At 39.2% G+C, this 21,308-nt stretch carries 18 protein-coding genes; 13 read left to right on the forward strand and 5 right to left on the reverse strand.

All coding sequences use genetic code 11. The features are described from left to right. Positions 1–13: 13 nt before the first annotated feature. Positions 14–832 (reverse strand): SIR2 family NAD-dependent protein deacylase, encoded by an 819-nt coding sequence (locus CVS91_RS09730; RefSeq protein ID WP_107831822.1) that lies wholly within the window; start codon positions 830–832, stop codon positions 14–16. Between the two features lie 105 nt (positions 833–937). Between CVS91_RS09730 and CVS91_RS09735 the strand changes: the two genes are divergently transcribed. Continuing rightward, a complete protein-coding gene (locus CVS91_RS09735; protein ID WP_107831823.1) occupies positions 938–1,747 on the forward strand; it encodes a hypothetical protein in 810 nt (269 codons plus the stop codon). Positions 1,748–1,764: 17 nt separating this feature from the next. Here CVS91_RS09735 and CVS91_RS09740 read toward each other — a convergent pair whose 3' ends face one another. Continuing rightward, entirely contained in the window at positions 1,765–2,562 is a 798-nt protein-coding gene (locus CVS91_RS09740) for an agmatine deiminase family protein (protein WP_107831824.1), read from the reverse strand. A gap of 134 nt (positions 2,563–2,696) precedes the next feature. On the opposite strand from CVS91_RS09740, the gene CVS91_RS09745 reads away from it, so the two are divergent. The 12 genes from CVS91_RS09745 to CVS91_RS09800 all read left to right on the forward strand — a co-directional run bounded on the left by CVS91_RS09745 (position 2,697) and on the right by CVS91_RS09800 (position 18,190). Beyond that, the gene (locus CVS91_RS09745; protein ID WP_107831825.1) at positions 2,697–3,284 is read left to right on the forward strand and encodes a hypothetical protein; all 588 of its coding nucleotides are present in this window, start codon (positions 2,697–2,699) and stop codon (positions 3,282–3,284) included. 9 nt (positions 3,285–3,293) lie between these two features. Beyond that, entirely contained in the window at positions 3,294–4,190 is an 897-nt protein-coding gene (locus CVS91_RS09750) for a hypothetical protein (RefSeq protein ID WP_107831826.1), read from the forward strand. Positions 4,191–4,319: 129 nt separating this feature from the next. Beyond that, positions 4,320–4,673 (forward strand): hypothetical protein, encoded by a 354-nt coding sequence (locus tag CVS91_RS09755; protein WP_107831827.1) that lies wholly within the window; start codon positions 4,320–4,322, stop codon positions 4,671–4,673. A 589-nt stretch (positions 4,674–5,262) separates the two neighbouring features. Next, positions 5,263–7,680, forward strand: a complete 2,418-nt coding sequence (locus tag CVS91_RS09760; protein WP_107831828.1) for a type I restriction-modification system subunit M — start codon at positions 5,263–5,265, stop codon at positions 7,678–7,680. After that, on the forward strand, positions 7,677–8,786 hold the full coding sequence (locus tag CVS91_RS10240; RefSeq protein ID WP_103609702.1) for a restriction endonuclease subunit S: 1,110 nt from the start codon (positions 7,677–7,679) through the stop codon (positions 8,784–8,786). Before CVS91_RS09760 ends, CVS91_RS10240 begins: the two co-directional genes overlap by 4 nt. Positions 8,787–8,789: 3 nt before the next feature. After that, entirely contained in the window at positions 8,790–11,867 is a 3,078-nt protein-coding gene (locus CVS91_RS09770) for a type I restriction endonuclease subunit R (protein WP_107831829.1), read from the forward strand. After that, positions 11,864–12,550, forward strand: a complete 687-nt coding sequence (locus CVS91_RS09775) for a M48 family metallopeptidase (protein ID WP_087579746.1) — start codon at positions 11,864–11,866, stop codon at positions 12,548–12,550. The genes CVS91_RS09770 and CVS91_RS09775 overlap by 4 nt, the downstream gene beginning before the upstream one ends. A 142-nt stretch (positions 12,551–12,692) precedes the next feature. Then, positions 12,693–14,711 (forward strand): AAA family ATPase, encoded by a 2,019-nt coding sequence (locus CVS91_RS09780; RefSeq protein WP_107831839.1) that lies wholly within the window; start codon positions 12,693–12,695, stop codon positions 14,709–14,711. Positions 14,712–15,006: 295 nt separating this feature from the next. Further along, a complete protein-coding gene (locus CVS91_RS09785) occupies positions 15,007–15,492 on the forward strand; it encodes a PepSY domain-containing protein (protein WP_107831830.1) in 486 nt (161 codons plus the stop codon). Between the two features lie 43 nt (positions 15,493–15,535). After that, entirely contained in the window at positions 15,536–16,156 is a 621-nt protein-coding gene (locus CVS91_RS09790; RefSeq protein WP_107831831.1) for a hypothetical protein, read from the forward strand. Positions 16,157–16,197: 41 nt separating this feature from the next. Further along, the gene (locus tag CVS91_RS09795) at positions 16,198–16,857 is read left to right on the forward strand and encodes a response regulator transcription factor (RefSeq protein WP_107831832.1); all 660 of its coding nucleotides are present in this window, start codon (positions 16,198–16,200) and stop codon (positions 16,855–16,857) included. After that, the gene (locus CVS91_RS09800; RefSeq protein ID WP_107831833.1) at positions 16,841–18,190 is read left to right on the forward strand and encodes a sensor histidine kinase; all 1,350 of its coding nucleotides are present in this window, start codon (positions 16,841–16,843) and stop codon (positions 18,188–18,190) included. Before CVS91_RS09795 ends, CVS91_RS09800 begins: the two co-directional genes overlap by 17 nt. A gap of 389 nt (positions 18,191–18,579) precedes the next feature. Here CVS91_RS09800 and nifB read toward each other — a convergent pair whose 3' ends face one another. The 3 genes from nifB to CVS91_RS09815 are packed head-to-tail and all read right to left on the reverse strand — an operon-like array spanning position 18,580 to position 21,072. Next, positions 18,580–19,407 carry a nitrogenase cofactor biosynthesis protein NifB gene (gene nifB / locus CVS91_RS09805; RefSeq protein WP_107831834.1) on the reverse strand — a complete coding sequence of 276 codons (828 nt, stop codon included), beginning with the start codon at positions 19,405–19,407 and terminating at the stop codon, positions 18,580–18,582. After that, positions 19,407–20,219, reverse strand: coding sequence for a 4Fe-4S binding protein (locus tag CVS91_RS09810; protein ID WP_021087834.1), 813 nt, complete (start codon positions 20,217–20,219; stop codon positions 19,407–19,409). The genes nifB and CVS91_RS09810 overlap by 1 nt, the downstream gene beginning before the upstream one ends. Next, on the reverse strand, positions 20,212–21,072 hold the full coding sequence (locus CVS91_RS09815; protein ID WP_107831835.1) for a substrate-binding domain-containing protein: 861 nt from the start codon (positions 21,070–21,072) through the stop codon (positions 20,212–20,214). Before CVS91_RS09815 ends, CVS91_RS09810 begins: the two co-directional genes overlap by 8 nt. Positions 21,073–21,308 lie beyond the last annotated feature (236 nt).

Consider the following 21,308-nt stretch of genomic DNA (forward strand, 5'->3'; position numbering starts at 1 on the left):
GAGAGTGTCTTTTCTAGCATAATATCTGCCTAAGACCATCTAGTGCGCCACATTTTAGACTTATGCCGATATACTCTGAGATATAGTTATCTCGTGGGTTTATGCGGATAAGAGTTGCTTTTTTGGAGCGTTTAACGAATTTCTCACCAAAATTTCTGATAGTTGGCACCGCAAGCCCAGCGCCTAGCTCTATGACTACAAAGCGGCTATCTTTGTTTTGCTCCAGCCACGCTTCATATCTTTTATACTGCTCGTTTATGCGCCTTGTATTTACCATCCAGTCGTAAAACATCACGATATTTGGGCGGCTCACGCAGCCACACTCTGGACAAACTGGCATATCTAAAGCGATAAATTTCTCTTCATCTACTTTGATGTCGCTACAAGTCTGCCATATAGCACCATCACGCTTATGGATGCACTGAGAGTAGTGGATCGAGCAGTGGCACTCATAAATTTTCTCCTCGCTAAAGCCAGCCTTAGCAAAGTGTCCATCGACGTTTGAGGTATAGACGAAGTAGTTTTCGTTTTTGCTTTTTACGAGATTTAAAAGCAGCCTAAAGCCCTCGTGAGGCTCTGTGTTTTTGTATAAATTTAGTCTGTGTCCATAAAATGCCCATGCTAGCTTTGGATCATCTAAAAACCACTGCGGATTTGCCATATCTTCAAAGCTTAAATTTTTATCTCTTAAAAGAGGGTACGCCCTCCAAAACCATAGATCTCCCCTAAAATCAGGCAATCCACTATCCACGCCCATGCCAGCGCCTGCTGTGATGATAACCGCATCAGCCTCTGCGATGATCTTTTTGATCCTGTCTATCTTCTCTTGCATTTTGATCCTTTTAAAGAAATTTGGGTAATTGTAGTGAGTCGATTAGACACTTTTGTGTCCGCTCTCTTTTGGTAAAATAGTGAAAATTTTATAGGAGAGTAAAATATGATAGAGAAATTAACGCTTAGAACAAGAGCATATATTTTAACAGACAAGAGATTTGAGAATTTTGTATCTAATTCTGGTGACTGGTTTTATGCTGAAAAAGATAACGAGAAAGTCATTGTAAAAAGTATTTCAAAAAGAGCTGATAAGAAATATAGGCTTTTATTAAAAAAAGAAATATTGGAAAAAGTTAAAAATAATGTCAATGTAATTATTGGATGCATTGATGATAATAAATTTTATAGGCTTGAGCTTGAGATAAAAAATTTTGATGCTGATATAGAGGTGCTTTTTAATGATAAATTTGAAATTTGTAAAAATGGGGATATTGCAAAAGTAACACAAAAAGATATGATTGACTTAAATATTGAATCATTTACTGATTATGCCAACAACTATAGAAGAATAAATAGCCTAGCTACTGCAGATAGAATAGAAGGTTTTGGTGGAAGAGATGAATTTTTAAATTGGTATAACAATCAAGAGAAAAAATGCTGCTACTGCGGCGTTAAAGAAGCAGACCTAAAAAAATATTTTCATATTAAAAACATACAATATGAAGATGCTAGGCAAAGAGGAAAATTTTTAGAAGTTGAACGAGTGATAACAGCGCCAGAAAGTGAAAATAAATATTCAAAAGAGAATTGTCGTTTGGCTTGTTATATTTGTAATAATGCAAAAAGCGATTTTTTGTCGGCTGAGAGTTTTGAGCCTATTGCCAGAGGTATAAACAAATTTTGGAATAACTATCTAAACAAAAATGTAGAATTTCCAGAAGATTTTGAATATTGGAGCAAAAACAAAAAATAGCGAACAAGGCGGTAACTCTACCGCCCAAATTTCTCTGCCGTTATGCAGTGTAGCGCTCCGCCAAGTTCTATGATCTCGCTTAAATTTATCGTTTCTACTTTATAGCTACTATAAATTTTCTTGATCTGCTGCAGCGCAACATCGTCATTGTCTTTCCCATATATCGGAACTATTAAGATATCCTTAATTTTAATAAAATTTAAGTAAGCACCCCAGTCTCTCTTTTTAGTGAAAAATCCCTCACGATACTTCATAAATTTCACATCCAAGCCGCTCTTTTTAAGCGCTTTTGTGAGCCTATCATTAAAGCTTTTGCTCTCATTTGAAAAGTCATTTACTAGCACGCTATTTTCATCTATCCATCTCACCATGGCATCGCTGTGTCCTAGCATATCGTAAGGCTGTCTTGGTATGATGATGAGCTCATTTAATGCGCATTTTTGCTTTATGGTCTCAATGATCTCTGCCTTTGTTTTTGATGGATTTTCTCTAAAAATTTTATCAGTCATGATGGCTTTGCCTCCAAGCCTTACGAAATTTCCGCCGTCTAAGACCAAATTTATGTGCTCTTTTAATGGCTGGATCTTTGTTCTTAGGTGGCTATATTTATCATCTTTTAGGTAGTCTGGATCGTAGTCGTAAGAGATAAGGTGCCCATCATCAAGCAAAATCGGCATAAAGTCCCTCATCCAAATGTCCTTAGTCTCTAAAAACTCGTATTTGACCCTGTGTCTGTCAAATATCTGGCACAAGCTTTTGGCTGTTTTGGTGTGGTGCTTTGCTAAAAGTGCGGAAAGTAGGATAATTGGCTGCATATTTGCTCCTAAATTTTATAGTTTTTGTGAAATTTTACTAATAAATTTCTAGACATTTTTTGTCCATTCTAGTCGCTATAATTTCACAGATCGCAAAAAATGTATCGGCGATAGAAATCAAAAAAGGATAATCAATGATCTACGAGCAACTTAAAATTCTCACACAAACAAGCGACAAAAAGGCGCTCTCAAAAGCGCTTGGCTATGTTAGAGAGCAAAATTTCACAAGGGCACTTGCAAATTTAGAGGCAGCAAAGAGCCTAGATGAGTTCATCACAAAGGGGCACTTTGACTGGGCACACAGCTCAGAAACGCTCATCCTAGCCCTTAGCAAGCACTTTGCTCTTAACATAGACGCTGAGCTTAGCGAGGTGCACAAGCTCTACAATGAGCGAGTAAAATTTAGAGGTTCATATATCTATATAGATACGGATTTTAGGCGCAAGGGCGAGCCTATATTTGCTCTTGCTATGGCGCAGCATCTAAAATATATCAGCCTAACGCCGTTTTTAGATGAACTTTGTTTTAAAGCATTAGACGAGCAGCTAGAAGTCATCTCAAAGATCACCAAAAACTACTATCAAAAAACGAAAACTCTGCCTATTTTTGGAGCTATAACTGGCTTTAAGCTCTATTTTTTAGGTAGAGATTATTCACTTGATATAAACGGAAATTTTACAGATAAAGAGATCGCCGAACAGGTGGCGGTGATTAAATTTTAAAGGACAAAAATGGAAAAATTTACAAAGGAACAAAGGCAAAAGCTAAATAGCATAAATGAAAGGCTCTATGACCTTGAGCGCCGTGTCGTGCCACGTGCAAAGCAGATAGACCTCTGTGCAAAAGATATAAAAGAGGCATATGATCATTTTTGTGAGCTACTGCTCTCTTTTTACTCAAAAGACGAGCTTCTTATGCGATATGGGCAGTTTATGAATCACATAGATGACTACTTTTATACGGAAAATCAAAACGAATTTAGAAACTGGCCCACACATGAGATGTCTGGCGAGTGGCACTGCTGGTTTTACCACTGCTTATATGACCATACGGATCTTAGCTGGGATGAAATTTTAACTATCGACAGGATGGATGGTAAGCTTCGCTCATGGTATGACTATACGCCTATAGATCTTTGCATGGAGAAGCTAGAGTGTAGCGAGAGGGAAGAGTATATCTCTGATGCCAGCAAGGATCAGTGGGAGCAAATAGAGAAGATAAATAAAGCTCTAGCTAGTTACCAAGATATCCTAATAAGAGATGCAAAAATGCTTGAAAACAGGCTAAAAGCAAGGGTTGAGGGTGGATTTATCGAGGATTATGCTATGGAATTTCGTTTGGTCTTTCGCTTGCGCGAAGATGATCCAGATTATGATGAAAATGACGATAATTTCTTAGCTATCATCAACGAGCCTATCGTCCCTGGCGAAATGAGCAAGAAAAAGAGCCGTTGGACGCAAAACTGTAATGAATATTTTGGTAGCTCTGTCTATTTTGATAAGAAGGCATATTTTTGCTATCTATTTGCAGCTTTTGAAAACAACACACATATCAATAAGATCAAAGACATACTGCGCATAGGCTCTGTTGATATGGCGCTTTGCTGGGATGAATACTATGAAATTTAAAGCAAGACAAAAAATATTAAATTTTAATTCATATTTCTAGATATAGACATTTTTTGTCCATTTTGCTTGTTATAATTTCACATGTCACAAAGATATCTTGACAAAAAAGATTAAAATAAAGGAGAAAAAATGTCAAAGAAAAAAGTTGTTAAAACCGCTCCAATAATTGAGCAGTTTGTAGATTTAGCTAGCACACAAAGAGAGCTAGCAGATGAACTAGGAGCTAAGTTTTTAGAATTTTGCAACACATACCTAAATGAAAAATGTGTTATTGTAAAAAGTGAATTTACTTACCAAAACTCTTTTTTGCCAGCAAGCCTAGATATCGAAGCCTACACTAAAAAACCGACTGCTAACATAACAATGGTAGTAGATGCGTACATCGGTAATGTGCATTTTAGGTTAAATTATGATTGTGTATGCGAAGAGTATGATGAAGATGACCGTTTTAAAGATGAGTTAGTTAAGTTCTTAAATAGATAACACTTTATAGCAAGAGAAACCGTGCGGTGTAAGATCGCGTTAGTTCGGCATAAGAGCACTCAAGATAGGTAAATTTTTGTTGCATTAAATAGCAGGGATAAAAAATCCCTGCAATAGTTGCCATGGTGACTAATTTATTCTACTTTCGTACTAGTTTATCATGTTAGTTTTGAAAAAGGAGTAGTATAAAATTTGGCCATATTATTTCCGTAATTTTCATCTCACCTTATAAATATACATAGCAATATCAAAGACCTTGAAATCACATTTTAAAGAATTTTATTACTATCCAAAAATGTGCAGAAGTTCATCTATTAAGAAAGTTCTATCAGCTATAGTGCCTAACTTTAAAGATGCGTATGTAAATTTGAATTTAATCCATAACGGTGAAGAGGCAATGAATGGGTATGCAAAGTTAAATAGCAAAATAAAAAACAAGACGTGATTAGAAAAGCATTTTGGGAGTATTGCAAATTAGATATACTAGCTATGGTTAAGATTTTGAAAAAGCTAAAAATATATAGTGCATTATCTTTTATAATTTAATGATATAATTTAATTAAAAATTTTAAGCAAAAAGGTGACTCATATGGCACTTAAAAAGACAGAACTTTATTCATCGCTTTGGGCTAGTTGCAATGAACTGCGCGGTGGCATGGACGCAAGCCTTTATAAAAACTATGTTCTAACGCTCTTATTTTTAAAATACATCTCAGATCGCAAAGACAGCACGGTTTTGGAGCTACCTACGGGTACAGATTACGCAAGCATTGTCGCGCTTAAACACAAACCAAGCATAGGCGATGAACTAAACAAAAAGATAGCCTCTATCGCAGAAACAAACGACCTTCAAGGCGTTATAAATCAAGCTGATTTTAACGACGAGGATAAATTAGGCAAAGGCAAAGAACTGGTTGATAGGCTTAGTACGCTAGTATCGATTTTTGAGAACCTTGACTTTTCGTCAAACAGCTCTGAGGGTGATGACTTGCTAGGCGATGCATATGAGTATCTCATGCGCCATTTTGCGACGGAATCCGGTAAATCAAAAGGGCAGTTCTATACCCCAGCCGAAGTATCGCGCATCATGGCACAAATCATAGGCATTCCGTCTACCGCCAACCGTTCTACAACGGTTTACGACCCAACTTGCGGGTCCGGCTCGCTCTTGCTTAAAGCCGCCAATCAGTCAAAATTGGGACTTAGCATTTACGGTCAAGAGATGGATGTAGCCACATATGCGCTTGCCCGTATGAATATGATACTCCATGGCAACGACACCGCCGACATTCGCCAAGGAAACACTATAGCTAAGCCGGCATTTACCGATAGAAATACCCTAAAACGTTTTGATTTTGCTGTGGCAAATCCGCCGTTTTCTAACAAAAACTGGACAAACGGCATAGTTCCGACATCAGACATATATAACCGCTTTGAAGTTGGCATTCCGCCAGAAAAGAACGGCGATTACGCTTTCTTGCTCCATCTTATTGCAAGCCTTAAAACCACTGGTAAAGGCGCTATCATCTTGCCTCACGGAGTGCTATTTCGCGGAGATGCAGAGGCTCGTATCCGCACAGAACTACTTCGCCAAGGCATTATAAAAGGCATTATCGGACTACCGACAAACCTATTTTATGGCACAGGTATACCGGCATGCATTATAGTTATAGATAAGCAAGTTACATTTAACGAAAAAGGTCAAGCTTTAAGTGATAAGGGCGTCTTTATGATAGATGCCTCAAAAGGTTTTATAAAAGATGGCAACAAAAATCGCCTTCGTGAGCAAGACATACATAAGATAGTAGATACCTTTACGACGCAAAAAGAGCTAGAACACTACAGCCGTTTAGTCTCGTTGGATGAAATTTCTCGCAACGATTACAATCTAAACATCCCACGTTATATCGATAGTGCCGACAAAGCAGATATGCAAGACTTGCATGCGCATTTATACGGCGGCGGTATCCCAAAAAGTGATATTGATGACTTGGGCGAATTTTGGAGTATTTTTGCACAAACAAAAACTAAAATTTTTACCTCCAACGGCTCGCTTTATTCGCCAAATTTTACCCCAAGCGAACTAAAGGCAACGATACAAGCATCAAGCGAATATGCAAAATTTGAGAACGAAATTTTATCGCATTTTGAGAATTGGCACGATGAAAATGATCTAAAATCCATAAAACAAAAAGACCATCCAAAAGAGCTTATTAAAACATACGGCGAAAGCCTTCTAAAACACTTTAAAGAAACTAAGCTAGTGAGCGATTATGACATTTACCAGGTCTTTATGGACTATGTCTCAGATACATTAAGTGACGACGTTTATACTATCGCGCAAAACGGATGGCTAACGGCGCGCATCCTAACCAAATTAGAAAAAGGCGACAAACAAACGCCGAATTTAATCCTAGGCTCGGGAAACAAAGCAAAGAAATTTGTAAGCGAGATCATCCCGCCGGAGCTTATATCAAAGCGTTATTTTGCGCAAGATATAGATCAAATTTCGCTCCTTGAAACCAAGGTTAGTAAAAAGCAAGATGAATTTATAAATTTTGTAGATGAGTTCGGAGAGGACGAGCTATCAAACGCCTATGACGATAAAGACAAGATAACCATAAAAAGCCTAAAAGAGGCTATAAAGCAAACCAGTGATAAAAATGAGCAAGAAATTTATAACAAAGCGCTTCAAATTTTAACCAACCAAAAAGAACTCGAAAGCACGCTAAAGGCCGCCGCTGGAGAGCTAAATCAAAAAGTATTTGACAAATTTAAAACCCTTGACGAGAACGAGATAAAAACCTTAGTCGTAGATGATAAATGGCTAAATGAACTAAAAGAGCAAATTTTATCCACCGTAGAACGAGCTGTGCAGGAACAAATAAATCGTATAAGCACGCTTGCATCTCGCTATGATAAGACACTAGATGAGCTTACAACGCGCGCCAACGATCTATCGCTTCGTGTCAAAGCTCACCTTGATGCAATGGATAAAGCAAGATGAGTAGTCAAATTTATGAAGGTCAAATCCCAGACGGGTGGGAAGTAGTAAAACTTGGTGGTATAGTTGAAATTTATGACAACCTGAGAATTCCAGTTGCAGCCTCTTTAAGAAAATTTGGCACTACACCTTATTATGGGGCAAATGGAATTCAGGATTACGTGGATGGCTTTACTCATAATGGTGAGTTTGTGTTAATAGCCGAGGATGGTGCAAATGACTTAATAAATTACCCAGTTAATTATGTTAATGGGAAAATTTGGGTTAATAATCATGCGCATGTTGTAAGCGGAAAGAATAAAATTATAGATAATAAATTTCTATCCTATTGCTTAAAAATAACAAATTTTTCTAAATTTCTAGTTGGAGGAACTCGTGCAAAATTAAATGCAAGTATTTTGAAAAATATTGAAATTTTACTTCCAAAAGACATCAAAGAACAAACCAAGATAGCTCAAATTTTAAGTGATACAGATGAACTTATTAACGTTAAGTGCGAACTTTTAGACAAAAAACGTGCGATAAAACAAGCCGCAGCCCAGCAACTTCTCACCCCCAAACCCCATTGGCATACCACCACAATTGGTGAAATTTGTGAAATTTCAGCAGGTGGCGATTTAAACAGATTGACTTTTTCGCCCATTAAGACAGATAAATTTTTAAACCCTATTTACTCAAATGCCGTAAGCGATAACGGACTTTATGGATATTCATCAGATTTTGATTATGAAGGAAATTTTATAACAGTTACTGCAAGAGGCTATATTGGTTATGCTGCCGCTAGAAATGGCAAATTTTGCAGTATAGGTCGTCTTTTAAATTTAAAACCCAAATTCAATATTTCTTGTTTTTATGTTGCTGAATATATAAATCATTTTATAGATTTTGTTATTGAGAGCACAGGTGTTCCGCAACTGACAGCACCACAAATTTCAAAATATAAAATTTCACTTCCAAAAGACAAAACAGAGCAAGAAAAAATAGCTCAAATTTTAAGCGATATAGACGATGAAATTTCAGCTTTGCAAGATGAGATAGAAAAGCTAAAGATGATAAAACAAGGCGCTATGGACGAGCTGTTAAGCGGCAAAACAAGGCTAAAGGGGTGAGTTATGCAGGAAAATATGGTAGAAAAAGAGATAAAAACGCAAGAGCGAGTCATAGATCTTTTTAAAAACGAGCTTGGCTACGAATATATCGGCGATCTGCAAGGACTCGATAATAAAAACATAAGAGAAGATGAGCTTAAATCATGGCTAAAAAGTCGTGGTTACAGCGATAAGCTTATCAACAAAGCCTTAAAAAAACTACAAGATGAAAATCACACAAGCGGCGGTCGAAAACTATACGATGCAAATGAAGTCATATATTCGCTTTTAAGATACGGTGTAAAAGTAATAGAAGAAGTAGGCGAAAATAATCAGAGCGTCTGGCTCATCGACTGGGGTAATCCGCTGGCAAATAAATTTAGTATAGCCGAGGAAGTAAGCGTAAAAACTACAAACGGCGAGTTTGACAAACGCCCAGACATAGTGCTTTATATAAACGGTATAGCCGTTTGCGTGCTTGAGTTAAAGCGTTCAAGCGTGTCGGTTAGCGAAGGCATAAGGCAAAATTTATCAAGCCAAGATAAGAGGTTTATAGAGAGCTTTTTTACTACCGTACAGCTTGTAATGGCTGGAAATGAAAGCGAAGGACTAAGATACGGCGTGATAGAAATGCCTGAAAAATACTTCTTAGAATTTAAAGAAAACGGCGAAAAACTAAGCTTGTATGGCGGACTTAAAGCGATTTGCGGGCGAGAGAGACTGGTTGAAATTTTACACGACTTTATCATATACGACTGTGGGATAAAAAAGACTTGTAGGCATAATCAATACTTCGGTGTAAAGCGTGCGCAGGAGTTTTTACGCGATAAAAAAGGCGGTATCATCTGGCATACACAAGGTAGCGGCAAAAGCCTAAGTATGGTCTGGCTCGCAAAATGGATAAAAGAAAATCTAAACTCTAGGGTGCTTATCATCACGGATAGAACCGAGCTTGATGAGCAGATAGAAATGGTCTTTAACGGCGTAAAAGAAAGCATTTACAGAACAAAAAGCGGAGCTGATTTGCTAGAAAAATTAAGTAACTCCGAGTATTCACTCATATGTTCGTTGGTGCATAAATTTGGCAGAAACGGCGCGGAAGACGAAAGCGATGACGGTGCCATGAGCGCGTATCTGGACGATATCAAACGCAGAGCTGGAAATTTTGAGGCAAATGGCGATGTAGTTGTATTTGTAGATGAGTGCCACAGAACGCAATCTGGAAAACTACACGAAGCTATGAAAATGTTAATGCCTGATGCGATTTTTGTCGGCTTTACGGGAACGCCGCTTTTAAAAAACGACAAAAAAAGCTCGGTGCAAGTATTTGGCGAGTTTATACATACATATAAATTTGACGAAGCAGTGCGTGACGGCGTGGTGCTAGACCTTGTATATGAAGCTAGGGATATCGAGCAGTGGCTAGGCTCAAAAGATAAACTTGACAAAGAATTTGAAAACAAAACAAGAGGGCTAAGCGACCTGGCTAAGGGCGAAGTAAAGGCTAGATGGGCGACTTTACAAAAGCTTATGAGCTCAAAACAAAGGCTTGATAAAATCGTAGGCGATATACTTTTTGACATGGAAAATAAAACTAGGCTAAGAGAACGTGGAAATGCGATATTTGTCTGCTCTAGCGTATATGAAGCATGCGAGGCATATAAGATTTTTAGCGATAACGGATTTGAACAAAAATGTGCTGTGATATCTAGCTACAGACCGACTGCGTCAGCGATAAGAAACGAAATAATTCCAGATGGTATGAGCGACGGCGAATATAAGTATAAAATTTACAAACAGATGATAGCTAACTACTATGGCATAGACACTAAAGATGTAGATGATACTAAAGCCGATAAGTTTGAGCTAGACGTAAAAAAAGAGTTTAAAGAAAAACCTGAACAAATGAAGCTTTTAATCGTCGTCGATAAGCTCTTAACTGGTTTTGACGCACCAAGCGCGACATATCTGTATATCGATAAACCTATGCGCGATCATGGGCTTTTTCAAGCTATATGCCGAGTAAACCGACTAGACGGAGAGAGCAAAGAGTATGGATATATCGTGGATTATCGCGATCTTTTTAAGAGTTTAAAAAAAGCGTATAGCGACTATACAAAAGAGGCGTTTGATGGGTATGACGAGAGCGATATTGCTGGACTTTTAAAAAATAGACTCGAAAAAGGCAAAGAAGACCTAGAAAATACATGGGAAACCTTGAGTGCGATATGCGAGGGCGTGAAGTCACCTAAAGGAAATAAGGAATTTATAGAGTATTTCTGCGGCGATAGTAGAGAAAATTTAAGAGACGAGATACAGACCAAAAGGCTTAGCTTCTACCGTGCGGTTGCGAGTTTTATTAGAGCGTATGACGGAGTAGCAAATGAACTTTTAAAGTTAGGGTATAGTATAGAGCAAGAGCAGCAATGGGCTAATCGCGTAAAGAATTTCTCTATGCTAAGAGATGCCGTTAAACTAGCAAGCGGAGATTATGTAGATATGCGCAAATGGGATAGTGACATGCGTACGCTTATCAATAGATATGTAAATGCCAGTGATAGCAAGGTCTTGGCGGAATTTGAGGACAAAGGTCTACTCGAAATTTTAATCCAAAATGAGGGCATTAGCGAAGAAGAAAATGGGGCACTAGGTGGCAACGAATCAGCTGCAGAAGCAATAGAAAACAATATAAGACGCATAATCGTTGATAGCAATCCGCTAAATCCAAAATTCTACGAAAACTTATCTCAAATACTAGACGAGCTGATAGAGCAACGTAAAAAAGGCGCGTTGGACTATGAAAAGTATCTAAAAGAGGTTATAGGTCTAGCCAAACAGCTAAAAAACAAAAGCACTGGCAAAACCTATCCTGCACCGGTAAACACCACAGCAAAACAAGCTATATATGATAACTTTAGTCAAGATATAGACTGGATCGCCAGACTAGACGAGGCAATCAAAACATATAAACCAGACGGGTATATCGGTAACATAATGAAAGAACGTGAACTAATGCGCACCATAAAACCGCTATCGGACGAAAAGAATTTGGATATAGACAGGCTTTTTGGGCTTATAAAACTACAAAAAGAATACCAATGAGGATAGGCTCGGTTTATGTCACTGTAGCACGAAAGAATATAAAAAACTTACACATCTCCGTAATGCCGCCAAATGGCGAAGTAAGAGTAAGTGCGCCGTTTGATGTGAGCGATGATAGAATTCGCATAGCTGTAGCTGGCAGGCTTGCGTGGATACGTAAACATCAAAATATTTATAACTCGCAAGAGCGCATAGGCGCAAGAGAGATAGTAAGTGGTGAAAGTCACTATCTATGGGGTGAGCGGTATTTAATGCAGGTAATAAACGGGGTCGGCGGCGTGACGGTAAAGCATAATAAGATGGTATTAAGTGTGCGAGATGGCGGAAATTTTGAAAGTAGAAAACGAATTTTAGAAAAATTCTACCGAAATGAACTAAGGACAAAAATAGCAAAAATACTAGAAATTTGGGAAACAAAAATCGGAGTAAAATCAAGCTCTATAAGAATCCTAAAAATGAAAACCAAATGGGGAAGTTGTAATATAAAAGATGGCAATATTGTTATCAACTACGAACTCGCAAAAAAACCGCTAGAATGCCTAGAATACATAGTCGTTCATGAGCTTGTACATATATTAGAAAGGCATCATAATAAAAAATTTATAGCGTACATGGATAAATTTTTACCAAACTGGCAAATCATAAAAAGCATGCTAAATGCATTGCCACTAGAGTATATATAAACTCAATATTATTAAATAAAGGCAAAATGGTTTATTGAGTTTTTCTTTCACAACAAATTTCTCAAATTTTATCTTTATGGACATAAAAATGTCTTTTCTGCTAAGTAAAATAACTCCAACAAAAGCAAAAAAGGAGCTTGTCATGCAAAAAGAAAATTTTTTCGTAGATAATGAGATATATGAGCTTGCAACACTTTGGGTGCTTCGTGCCATTTTTTATGCTGGAGGAGAAAAAGAGTTTTTAAGATGCCGAAGTGATGATGTCTTAGAGTTTTTGGGCATATATACAAGTGAGCCCAAAGAAGAAGACATCGAAGTTCTCAAGACTAAACTAGAGCTCCTTGAAAAAAGCAAAATTTCATGCGAGCTAAAAGAGCTTGAGCACAACCTAAATTTACTTCAAGAAAATTTAGGCCTAAATGAGACTGAGAAAGAGATCTTGAGATTTGTAGCGATCATGTATAACTATGAAGTAGTCTCAAACGCTTGTGATCTGCTAGGAGAGCTAAATACCAGACAGGCCATAAAAGCGATCTCAAAGATACTAAAACTAAAATTTAGCGATGTGCAAAATGCCTTTAGAAAAGATGGAGTTTTTGCTAGGACCTCGATACTAAAAATAGATAGTTACGGACGCAGTCTAAGGTCAAAAACCGATGTTATAAATAATAGTTTCATGGGTGATTTGTTTGTTGAGTGCAAAAGCATAGATGAGATATTTGAAAGTGCGATAAAGCCGTGCAGTAAGACAAATTTGACAACAAAAAACTATCCTCATATAAAAGAAGATATGAAAATTTTGCTCTCGTTTCTAAAAAATGCCGTTAGCAAAAAGCAAAAAGGAGTAAATGTGCTTCTATATGGCTCAGCAGGAACTGGTAAAACTGAGCTTAGTAAAGTGATAGCCAGTGAGCTAAATTTAAAGCTTTATGAAGTAGCTTATGATGATGGAGATGGCTACGCAAACGAGTACCAAAGGATAAGATCGTATTGCCTAGCGCAAAGTGTGTTGTCTGCTGGGTCAAATTTACTTATGTATGACGAAGCAGAAGATATATTTAATACCAAAAATGACGAGAAAAGGCAGTATGGCAAAGCCTTTATCAATAGATCTCTAGAGACTAACGAAGTGCCAACTATCTGGATAACAAATAATATCCTTGACATGGATGAAGCTGTAGTTAGAAGATTTAACCTTGCCATAGAGATAGGCATACCAACTGAAGATGTAAGAGCTAAGATCATAAAAAAATATAGTGAAAATTTGATAGATAGTAAGCTCGTAAAAAAGCTAGCTAAAAATCAATTTGTAGCTCCAGCAGTCGTTAGTAACGCTAGCTTAGTCGTTTCAAATTTAAACACAAAAGACAAAAACAAAGCCTTTGAGCGAGTGATAAGCAACACACTAAAAGCACAAGGCTACGACGAGATAGAAAAAGATGAGAAGCCAAGCGTTGATCTGCCAAGCAGCTATGATCCAAATTTCGTAAACTCAGACTGCGATCTAACCGAGCTAATGCAAGGCATAAAAGCGAGCAAAAACGCTAGGATATGCCTTTACGGAGTGCCTGGAACTGGCAAAAGCGCTTACGCTAAATTTATCGCTAAAAGCCTAAAAAAGCCGATCATCATCAAAAAAGGAAGCGATCTTTTGTCGATGTTTGTAGGAGGAACTGAGCAAAATATAGCACTAGCTTTCAAAGAAGCCAAAGATAAAAAAGCTGTGTTAGTCTTTGACGAAGTAGATAGCTTTTTGCAAGATAGAGGCATGGCTACAAGAAGCTGGGAGGTGACCCAAGTGAATGAGATGTTAGTGCAGATGGAGAGCTTTGATGGCATCTTTATCGCTACGACAAATTTGATAGATAATCTTGATAAGGCCTGTCTTAGAAGATTTGATCTAAAGCTTGAGTTTAGATATTTATTACCAGAGCAAGCGAGAAATTTATTTAAAAAAGAGTGTGCGCTGCTAAAGGTCAAATTTGACGAAAATGCAAGCAAAAAGGTCTCAAACCTGGGCTTACTAGCGCCTGGAGACTTTGCCAGTGTGAGAAGACAAGCTAAATTTAGACCTATAAAAAATGGCGAAGACTTTTGCCATAGACTTGAGCTAGAAGTCGCACTAAAAAATGAAGAAAAGAGTGTGAAGATAGGGTTTTAGGGGTGATCTCTAACGAGGTCTTTTGTCTGACTTGTCAGACAAAAAGTATCCTCGCCCAGATGGGATAGAAGAGCCTTGTGTGGTTTTGGTGTCATAATTTGGCGAATTTTTCGTGTAAATTCATTTGTTAATACTAGTGCCTCATCGCTTAAAAAATTTATATATCTCTTTTCTTTATATTTAATATGCCATCAAACCTAGTTCTTATTCTCTTCATTCATCCTAGCTTCATTTTAGGCTTTTATAATGCGCTCATCCAAACGAAAGTTGGAAATCAAAAATAAAAGGATCAAAAATGAAAAAGGCATTAGGTGCAGCAGTTTTAGCAGCAGTTTTAGGAGCAACAAGTTTGCAAGCAGCCATCACGTCAAAAGAGGCTTTAAACATAGCTGAGAAAAACTTCCCAGGCTCAAGCGTCAAAGATATCGAGATGAACGTCAAAAAGGGCGTGACATTTTATAAGATAGAGTCTTTTAAAGACGGCGTAAAACAAGATATCAAGATCGATGCCAATAGCGGTCAGATCGTTAAAGTAGAGAATAAAAATAAAAAACACATCTTGCCGAACGAAGCGGTAGATTTTTCAAAATTTGCTCTTAGCATCGATGAAGCTGTAGCTAAAGCTCAAGCGCTTGAGGCTGGCTGGAGCCTTGATAAGGCAGAGCTTGATAATAAAAATGGTGCTTGGATATACAAAGTAGAGCTTAAACGCGACAGGAGCGAGAAAAAAGTGATCATAAACGCTCAAACAGGCGAGATAATCGGTAACTATACAAAGTGATCTAGCGCCCTTTTTGGGCGTTAAATTTATAAAGGTGAAAAAGATGAGTGAAAATTTAGAGCAAAATTTAAACGATAAAGTTAGCAAGCAGGTTTTAGAGAAAAATTTGAACGAAAATTTAAGTGAAAATACTGCTAATAAAAATAGTTACAAAAATTTAGTCAAGATCGAGCAAAGCCCTGAAAATTTAGATAAAAATCCTAGTGAAGAAAGCAGTAGCGCAGAAATTTTAAGTCAAGCTACCTCAAAATACAAAGCTCAAAATTTCTTTAAAAATGCGCTTGAGCTTTCGCTTCAAGGTGCAGCGGATGCACTCATCTACGCTGGTAAGGCTGGAGCGTGGCTTTCAAACGCTTCAAGCCGCCTAAAAGACGAGGCACAAAGGGCGGAACTATCAAAGATAAATGAAGAGCAGGCAAAATTTGAAAGAGTGACTTGCATCTTGCCAGAAAAAGTTAAAGAGATCGTCACAGAGCGTCTAAAAACAAAGCCAGAAGAGGTGGAGTTTTCTCCGATCTATCTAGCGAAAAAACAAAGTTTTGGCACGCTTGGAGCGGAGTATTTTTATGAGGCAAGGGCTAAATTTAATGGCTTTTTATATGATTTTAAGATAGGCGCAGCAAATGGCGAAATTTTAAATCTAAAAATAAAAAGCCAAATTTGATAAAATAGCTGGCAAAACCAAGTGAGGCAGGTGAGGCAAAAATGAAAATTTTAGTCGTCGAGGACGAGATAGACTTAAATAGCGTCATCACAAGGCACCTAAAGAAAAACGGATATAGCGTCGATAGCGCGTTTAACGGCGAGGAGGCGATGGACTTTACCGCCGTCGCGCACTATGATCTTATCGTGCTTGATCTGATGATGCCAGTGATGGACGGACTTACATTTTTGCAAAGATCGCGCGCCGCAAAGCTAGCGACCCCTGTGCTTATACTGACAGCCAAAGACGATGTGGACGACGTTGTAAAGGGGCTTGACGTGGGCGCGGATGACTACTTGGTCAAGCCATTTGACTTTAAGGAGCTGCTAGCTAGGGTGCGCACGCTCATTCGCCGAAATAGCGGCAACGTGGCTAGTGAAATTTGCGCAGGCGAGCTAAAGATCGACCTTTCTAAAAAGTCAGTCGAATTTAGCGACGAGCAGATCGAGCTAACTGGCAAAGAGTATGAAATTTTAGAGTTTTTGATGCTAAATAAGGGCAGAATTTTAACTCGCGACCAGATCAAAGAGCACGTCTGGGACTTTGACTACACGGGCGGCTCAAACGTCATCGAAGTGCTTATAAAAAACATAAGAAAAAAGCTTGGTGAGTGCGATGTGATCCAGACTAAAAGAGGGCTTGGCTATGTTGTTAAGGACTAAGCAAGCGCTTGCAAACATCCCGATAACGGCGCGCGTAACGCTTTGGTACTCGTTTTCTATCATCGTTATCGTGGCGGCTTTAGTTGCTATCTCGGCGGTCGTGGCGGATGAGGTTTTTGAGGATGTGAGCCAAAAAAAGCTAGCCAAATCAGTCACCAAAATAGCCAACGATATGGATGAGTTTGAGCCATACGATGATGGGATATTTTTTATAAAATATAACGCAAAAGGCGATGTGATCGGTGGTCTAGCGCCAAAACATTTTCAAATTTCACTTAAAATGAATAGTGGTGCGATCCGTCTTTTTGAAAACGGCGAAAACCGCTTTTACTACTACGATATCGCAGCTAAAGGCAAAGGTGTCTGGATCAGAGGCGTGATAAATGCGGAGAATTTTTTTAAAAAAGAGGGGCTATTTTTACTAGCGCTTGGCGTTTTTGTGCCGGTTTTGTTTATTTTTGTGCTTTACGGCGGCTATAAAACGATAAAAAACGCGATGAAGCCAGTCGCTACGATGTCAAAAACTGCGCTTGAGATAGGCAGCAGCCGTGACTTTTCAAAGCGCATAGACCTACCTGCTGGCAAAGACGAGCTACACGCGCTTGCAAGCGTTTTTAACCAGATGCTAGACTCCCTCGAAAAGGTCTATCAAAGCGAGAAACAGCTCACTTCAGACGTCTCGCACGAGCTGCGAACGCCGCTATCTGTCATCATGGCTGAGAGCGACTACGCTGCGAGCTATGCGCAAAATTTGGACGAGGCCAAGGAGTCGCTGGAGGTCATCTCTAGGCAGTCAAAAAAGATAACCTCGCTGATAGATCAAATTTTAGAGCTTTCAAGACTAGAAGCCGGCAGAAATTTGGAGCTAAAGCGCATAAATTTAAGCTCTATCTTGCAAAATTTAGCTACCGACTATGAAAAGCTAGCAAGCGCAAAGGGGTTAAAATTTAGCTGCGTGGTAGCGCCAGATATCCAAATTTTAGGCAATGAGCTGATGATCTTAAGGCTGGTGGATAACTTTTTAAGCAATGCACTAAAATTTGCCCAGGCTAAAATCGAGCTAAATTTAACCCTCACAAAAACGCACGCACTTTTGTCTGTAAAAGACGATGGCTTAGGCATCTCTAAAAAAGATATCGAGCTAATCTGGAATAAATTTTATCAAGTTGAAAGCTCAAGAAATAAGAGCCAAAACAGAGGTAGCGGACTGGGGCTGGCCATCGCTGCAAATATAGCTAAAATGCACGGCGCAAAGCTTGGCGTAAAAAGCGAAGCAGGAGCTGGAAGCGAATTTTGGGCTGAATTTGAACTTATAAATTTAAAACAAGTGTAAATCTAGGTGGTTTGCTAAGACAAAATTTATACAAGAGCAAAACGAATATATGAGTGGATTTAAATTTCGCACAAAACTATCAAGGCTATGAAATAGATGAATATTGAGCAAAGTATTAATATGTCTGATTTAAAGCCAATTTAAAGAGCTTAAAAAGAGTTTGTAAAAAGATGTTTTGCAAAGTAATGTAAAGAAATTTTCGCCACTTCGACACTCTGACTACGAATTAACCACTCTTTTCTATGCCTTTTATAACTTTGATATCTAAGATAGCTTTACAAAATTTAACCAAGAGCCATGAGCTGTAAGGCACGCGTGCCGTAAGCCACGAACTATGCAAGCTACAAACCAAAAACCAAAAAAGACACTAAATTTAGTGTCTTTTATCGTTATCTTTCGCCAAGCTTTCCACATGCATCAGCGCGGCACCTACTGCAGTGCGTCATCTGGTCTATATCGCCGCCTATCGATCTTCTTATGCGGTGGATCTCCTCGGTTGAAGGGGATTTTAAATTTTCAAAAGGCGTGTCATGCACCGGTATCATCGCCATGCAGTTCATTATGTCAGCTCCCCACTGCTTTGCCTTTGCCGAGATGCTTTGGACGTGGTCCATATTGACCCCAGGGATGACGACGGTGTTTATCTTTACTAGCATGCCAGCCTCTTTTAGTTTGCGGATGCCCTCGTCCTGACGTGCTAGCAGTATCCTAGCAGCCTCCTCGCCGTAGTAGTTTTTACCTTCATATCTCACCCACGAATAGACCTTCGAGCCAACATCTGGCGTCACGGCATTTACAGTTACTGTCACGTGGCTCACGCCAAGGCGCACGATCTCATCAACGTGCTCAGGCAGCGCTAAGCCATTAGTCGAGAGGCAGAGCAGGGTATTTGGGAAGTGAGACTTGCACTTTTCAAAGGTCGCTAGCGTCTTGTCAGCATCGCACATCGGATCGCCAGGTCCAGCGATGCCGATGACTGAGATGTCTTGTCTAAATTTAAAGAGCTTTTCTAGAAATTTCACCGATTCATCTGGCGTTTGCACCTTTGCCGTTACGCCAGGGCGATTTTCATTAGCGCAGTCATATATGCGGTTGCAGAAGTTGCACTGGATGTTGCAGTGAGGTGCTACTGGCAGATGCACGCGTCCGTAGTTAGCGGAGGCCTTTTTGTTAAAGCATGGGTGGTTATCAAGATCAGCTTTGGTGTGAAAGATCATTAGCTCTTTTTCCTTCCAAATTTAATGGCATTTGCATGGCAGACATTTAGGCAGTCTCCGCAGTTTGTGCAGTTTATCTCATCAGGTCTTGTCCCCATCTCGCACTTGCGCAAGCATGCGTCGCAGTCGTCACAGGCACTCGTTTTATAGACGCGAAAGATCGAAAATTTACGCAAAATTTCAAGCACGCCACCTGATGGACAGACGAAGCGACACCAAAGATTGGCTATGATTAGCGAGGCTAGCATGACTGAGATGATGACTGCTGTGCGTGTGACCCACTCCCATTCGCCAAAGCGAAGTGACAAAGTAACGGCGGTTAGGTACTCATCGCTCGTTCTTATAGGTATCATCATGCGAGGATTGCCCCAGACGAAATAGACCCAAAGGCTGATTGCTATGGTAGCTAGCATGCCTATTTGAGCGAATATTAGCTTTTTGCTGCGGATTTTTAGCTTGAAAAAGGCAAATTTACCAAGCATTTGATTGACAAAGCCAGCTGGACAGACCCAGCCACAAAATGCCCTGCCAAAGAGGATGACAAGCGCTGGGATAAATAGCCAAAATCCAAAAAACAGCGACGTGATCCGCCCCCAACAGGTGATGATAGGGCAGTTTTGGCAATTTACAAATGGCACTACAAAAGGGCATCTAAAAATGCCGTAATACGCCCATTGACCGATGCCAGCTATAAAGATGAGCTGCACTAGGCGTCTTATCTTTGTTGTGGGAGAGTTTTTGCTTTTCTTTTTTAAATTTACATTGCCACATGCACTGCTATTAGAGCATGCGCTATTACAGCTACTACACATCTTTTACACCAAACCTTTCTATAAGCTCTAGCCCACGCGCTGAATAAATGGAGGTAAAGCCATGTTTTTCAAAAATTTCTTGCCCCTCAGTGCCGCAAACAAAGTCTGCAAAGTCATTTGCGAGCCTTTCATCTTTTACATATTTCATTATATTTAGCGTAAAAGTGAGCGGTCCAGGCGGGATGAGCTTTTCATCGATGGGCATATACTCGATCTTGTCTTTAAACCTATCATGCGTTGTTAGGCGCTTTTCGATGATCGAAGCGTCGCCCTTGCCATCAACTAGCTCGCACATCATATTTATGACGCATGATCCGTTTGCGACCATGTTTTTCATCACCGCATCGGTTAGGTTTGAGTTTTTTAAGATCCCTTTGACTGGACCACTGCCAGGGGGCGATGATCTAAGAGGCAGCATCACCCTAACTCCTGGCTCTGCAAGGTCCTTTAAGTCGCGAATGCCTGCTGGATTGCCTTTTGGCACGACTAGGACGTAGTCAGTAAAGCATAATGGTCTAAAGTGGAGGCTAAGACCAGCTTTGCGAAGTTTTTTAGAAAGCTCTAAAACCCTTGCTCCAAAGAGCTCGGTCGTGCTTTGGAGTGCCAAAAGCGACTTGCCAAGAGCGCCAGCAAAAGCGCCTGTGTATTGGATATTGTGTCCTGTTCTTGACTCGTAAATGGCATTTAGCTCGTTAAAAGCTTCAGATAGGCCACCACATGACCAAACCTGAAGCGAGTCAGACTTAAATGGCGTAAAGCTAGCCAGCATCGTTTGTGGCGTGGCAATAGCCGCTGTGGCTAAAGCACCTTTTAAAAAGCCACGGCGTGATATACCGGTTTGTTTTAATTCCACGAAATCTCCTTTTGGGATTTAAGAAATGTAAATTTGATATTTTCGGCACGCGAAACTTGTGAAATTTGACTTTTGAAATTTGCAAAAATGGTAGTCGAAGATAAATTTATGCAAATGTAAATTGCGACCGCAATCTAAATTTGAGTGATTATAACCAAATGCTAGCTTAAAAATCGAGATAAATTTAAAAAGCGCAGGGGTAAATTTGCTAAAGTAAATTTATCGTTTAAAAAATA

The sequence above is a fragment of the Campylobacter concisus genome, assembly GCF_003048985.1.
Classification (GTDB): Bacteria; Campylobacterota; Campylobacteria; order Campylobacterales; family Campylobacteraceae; genus Campylobacter_A; species Campylobacter_A concisus_AY.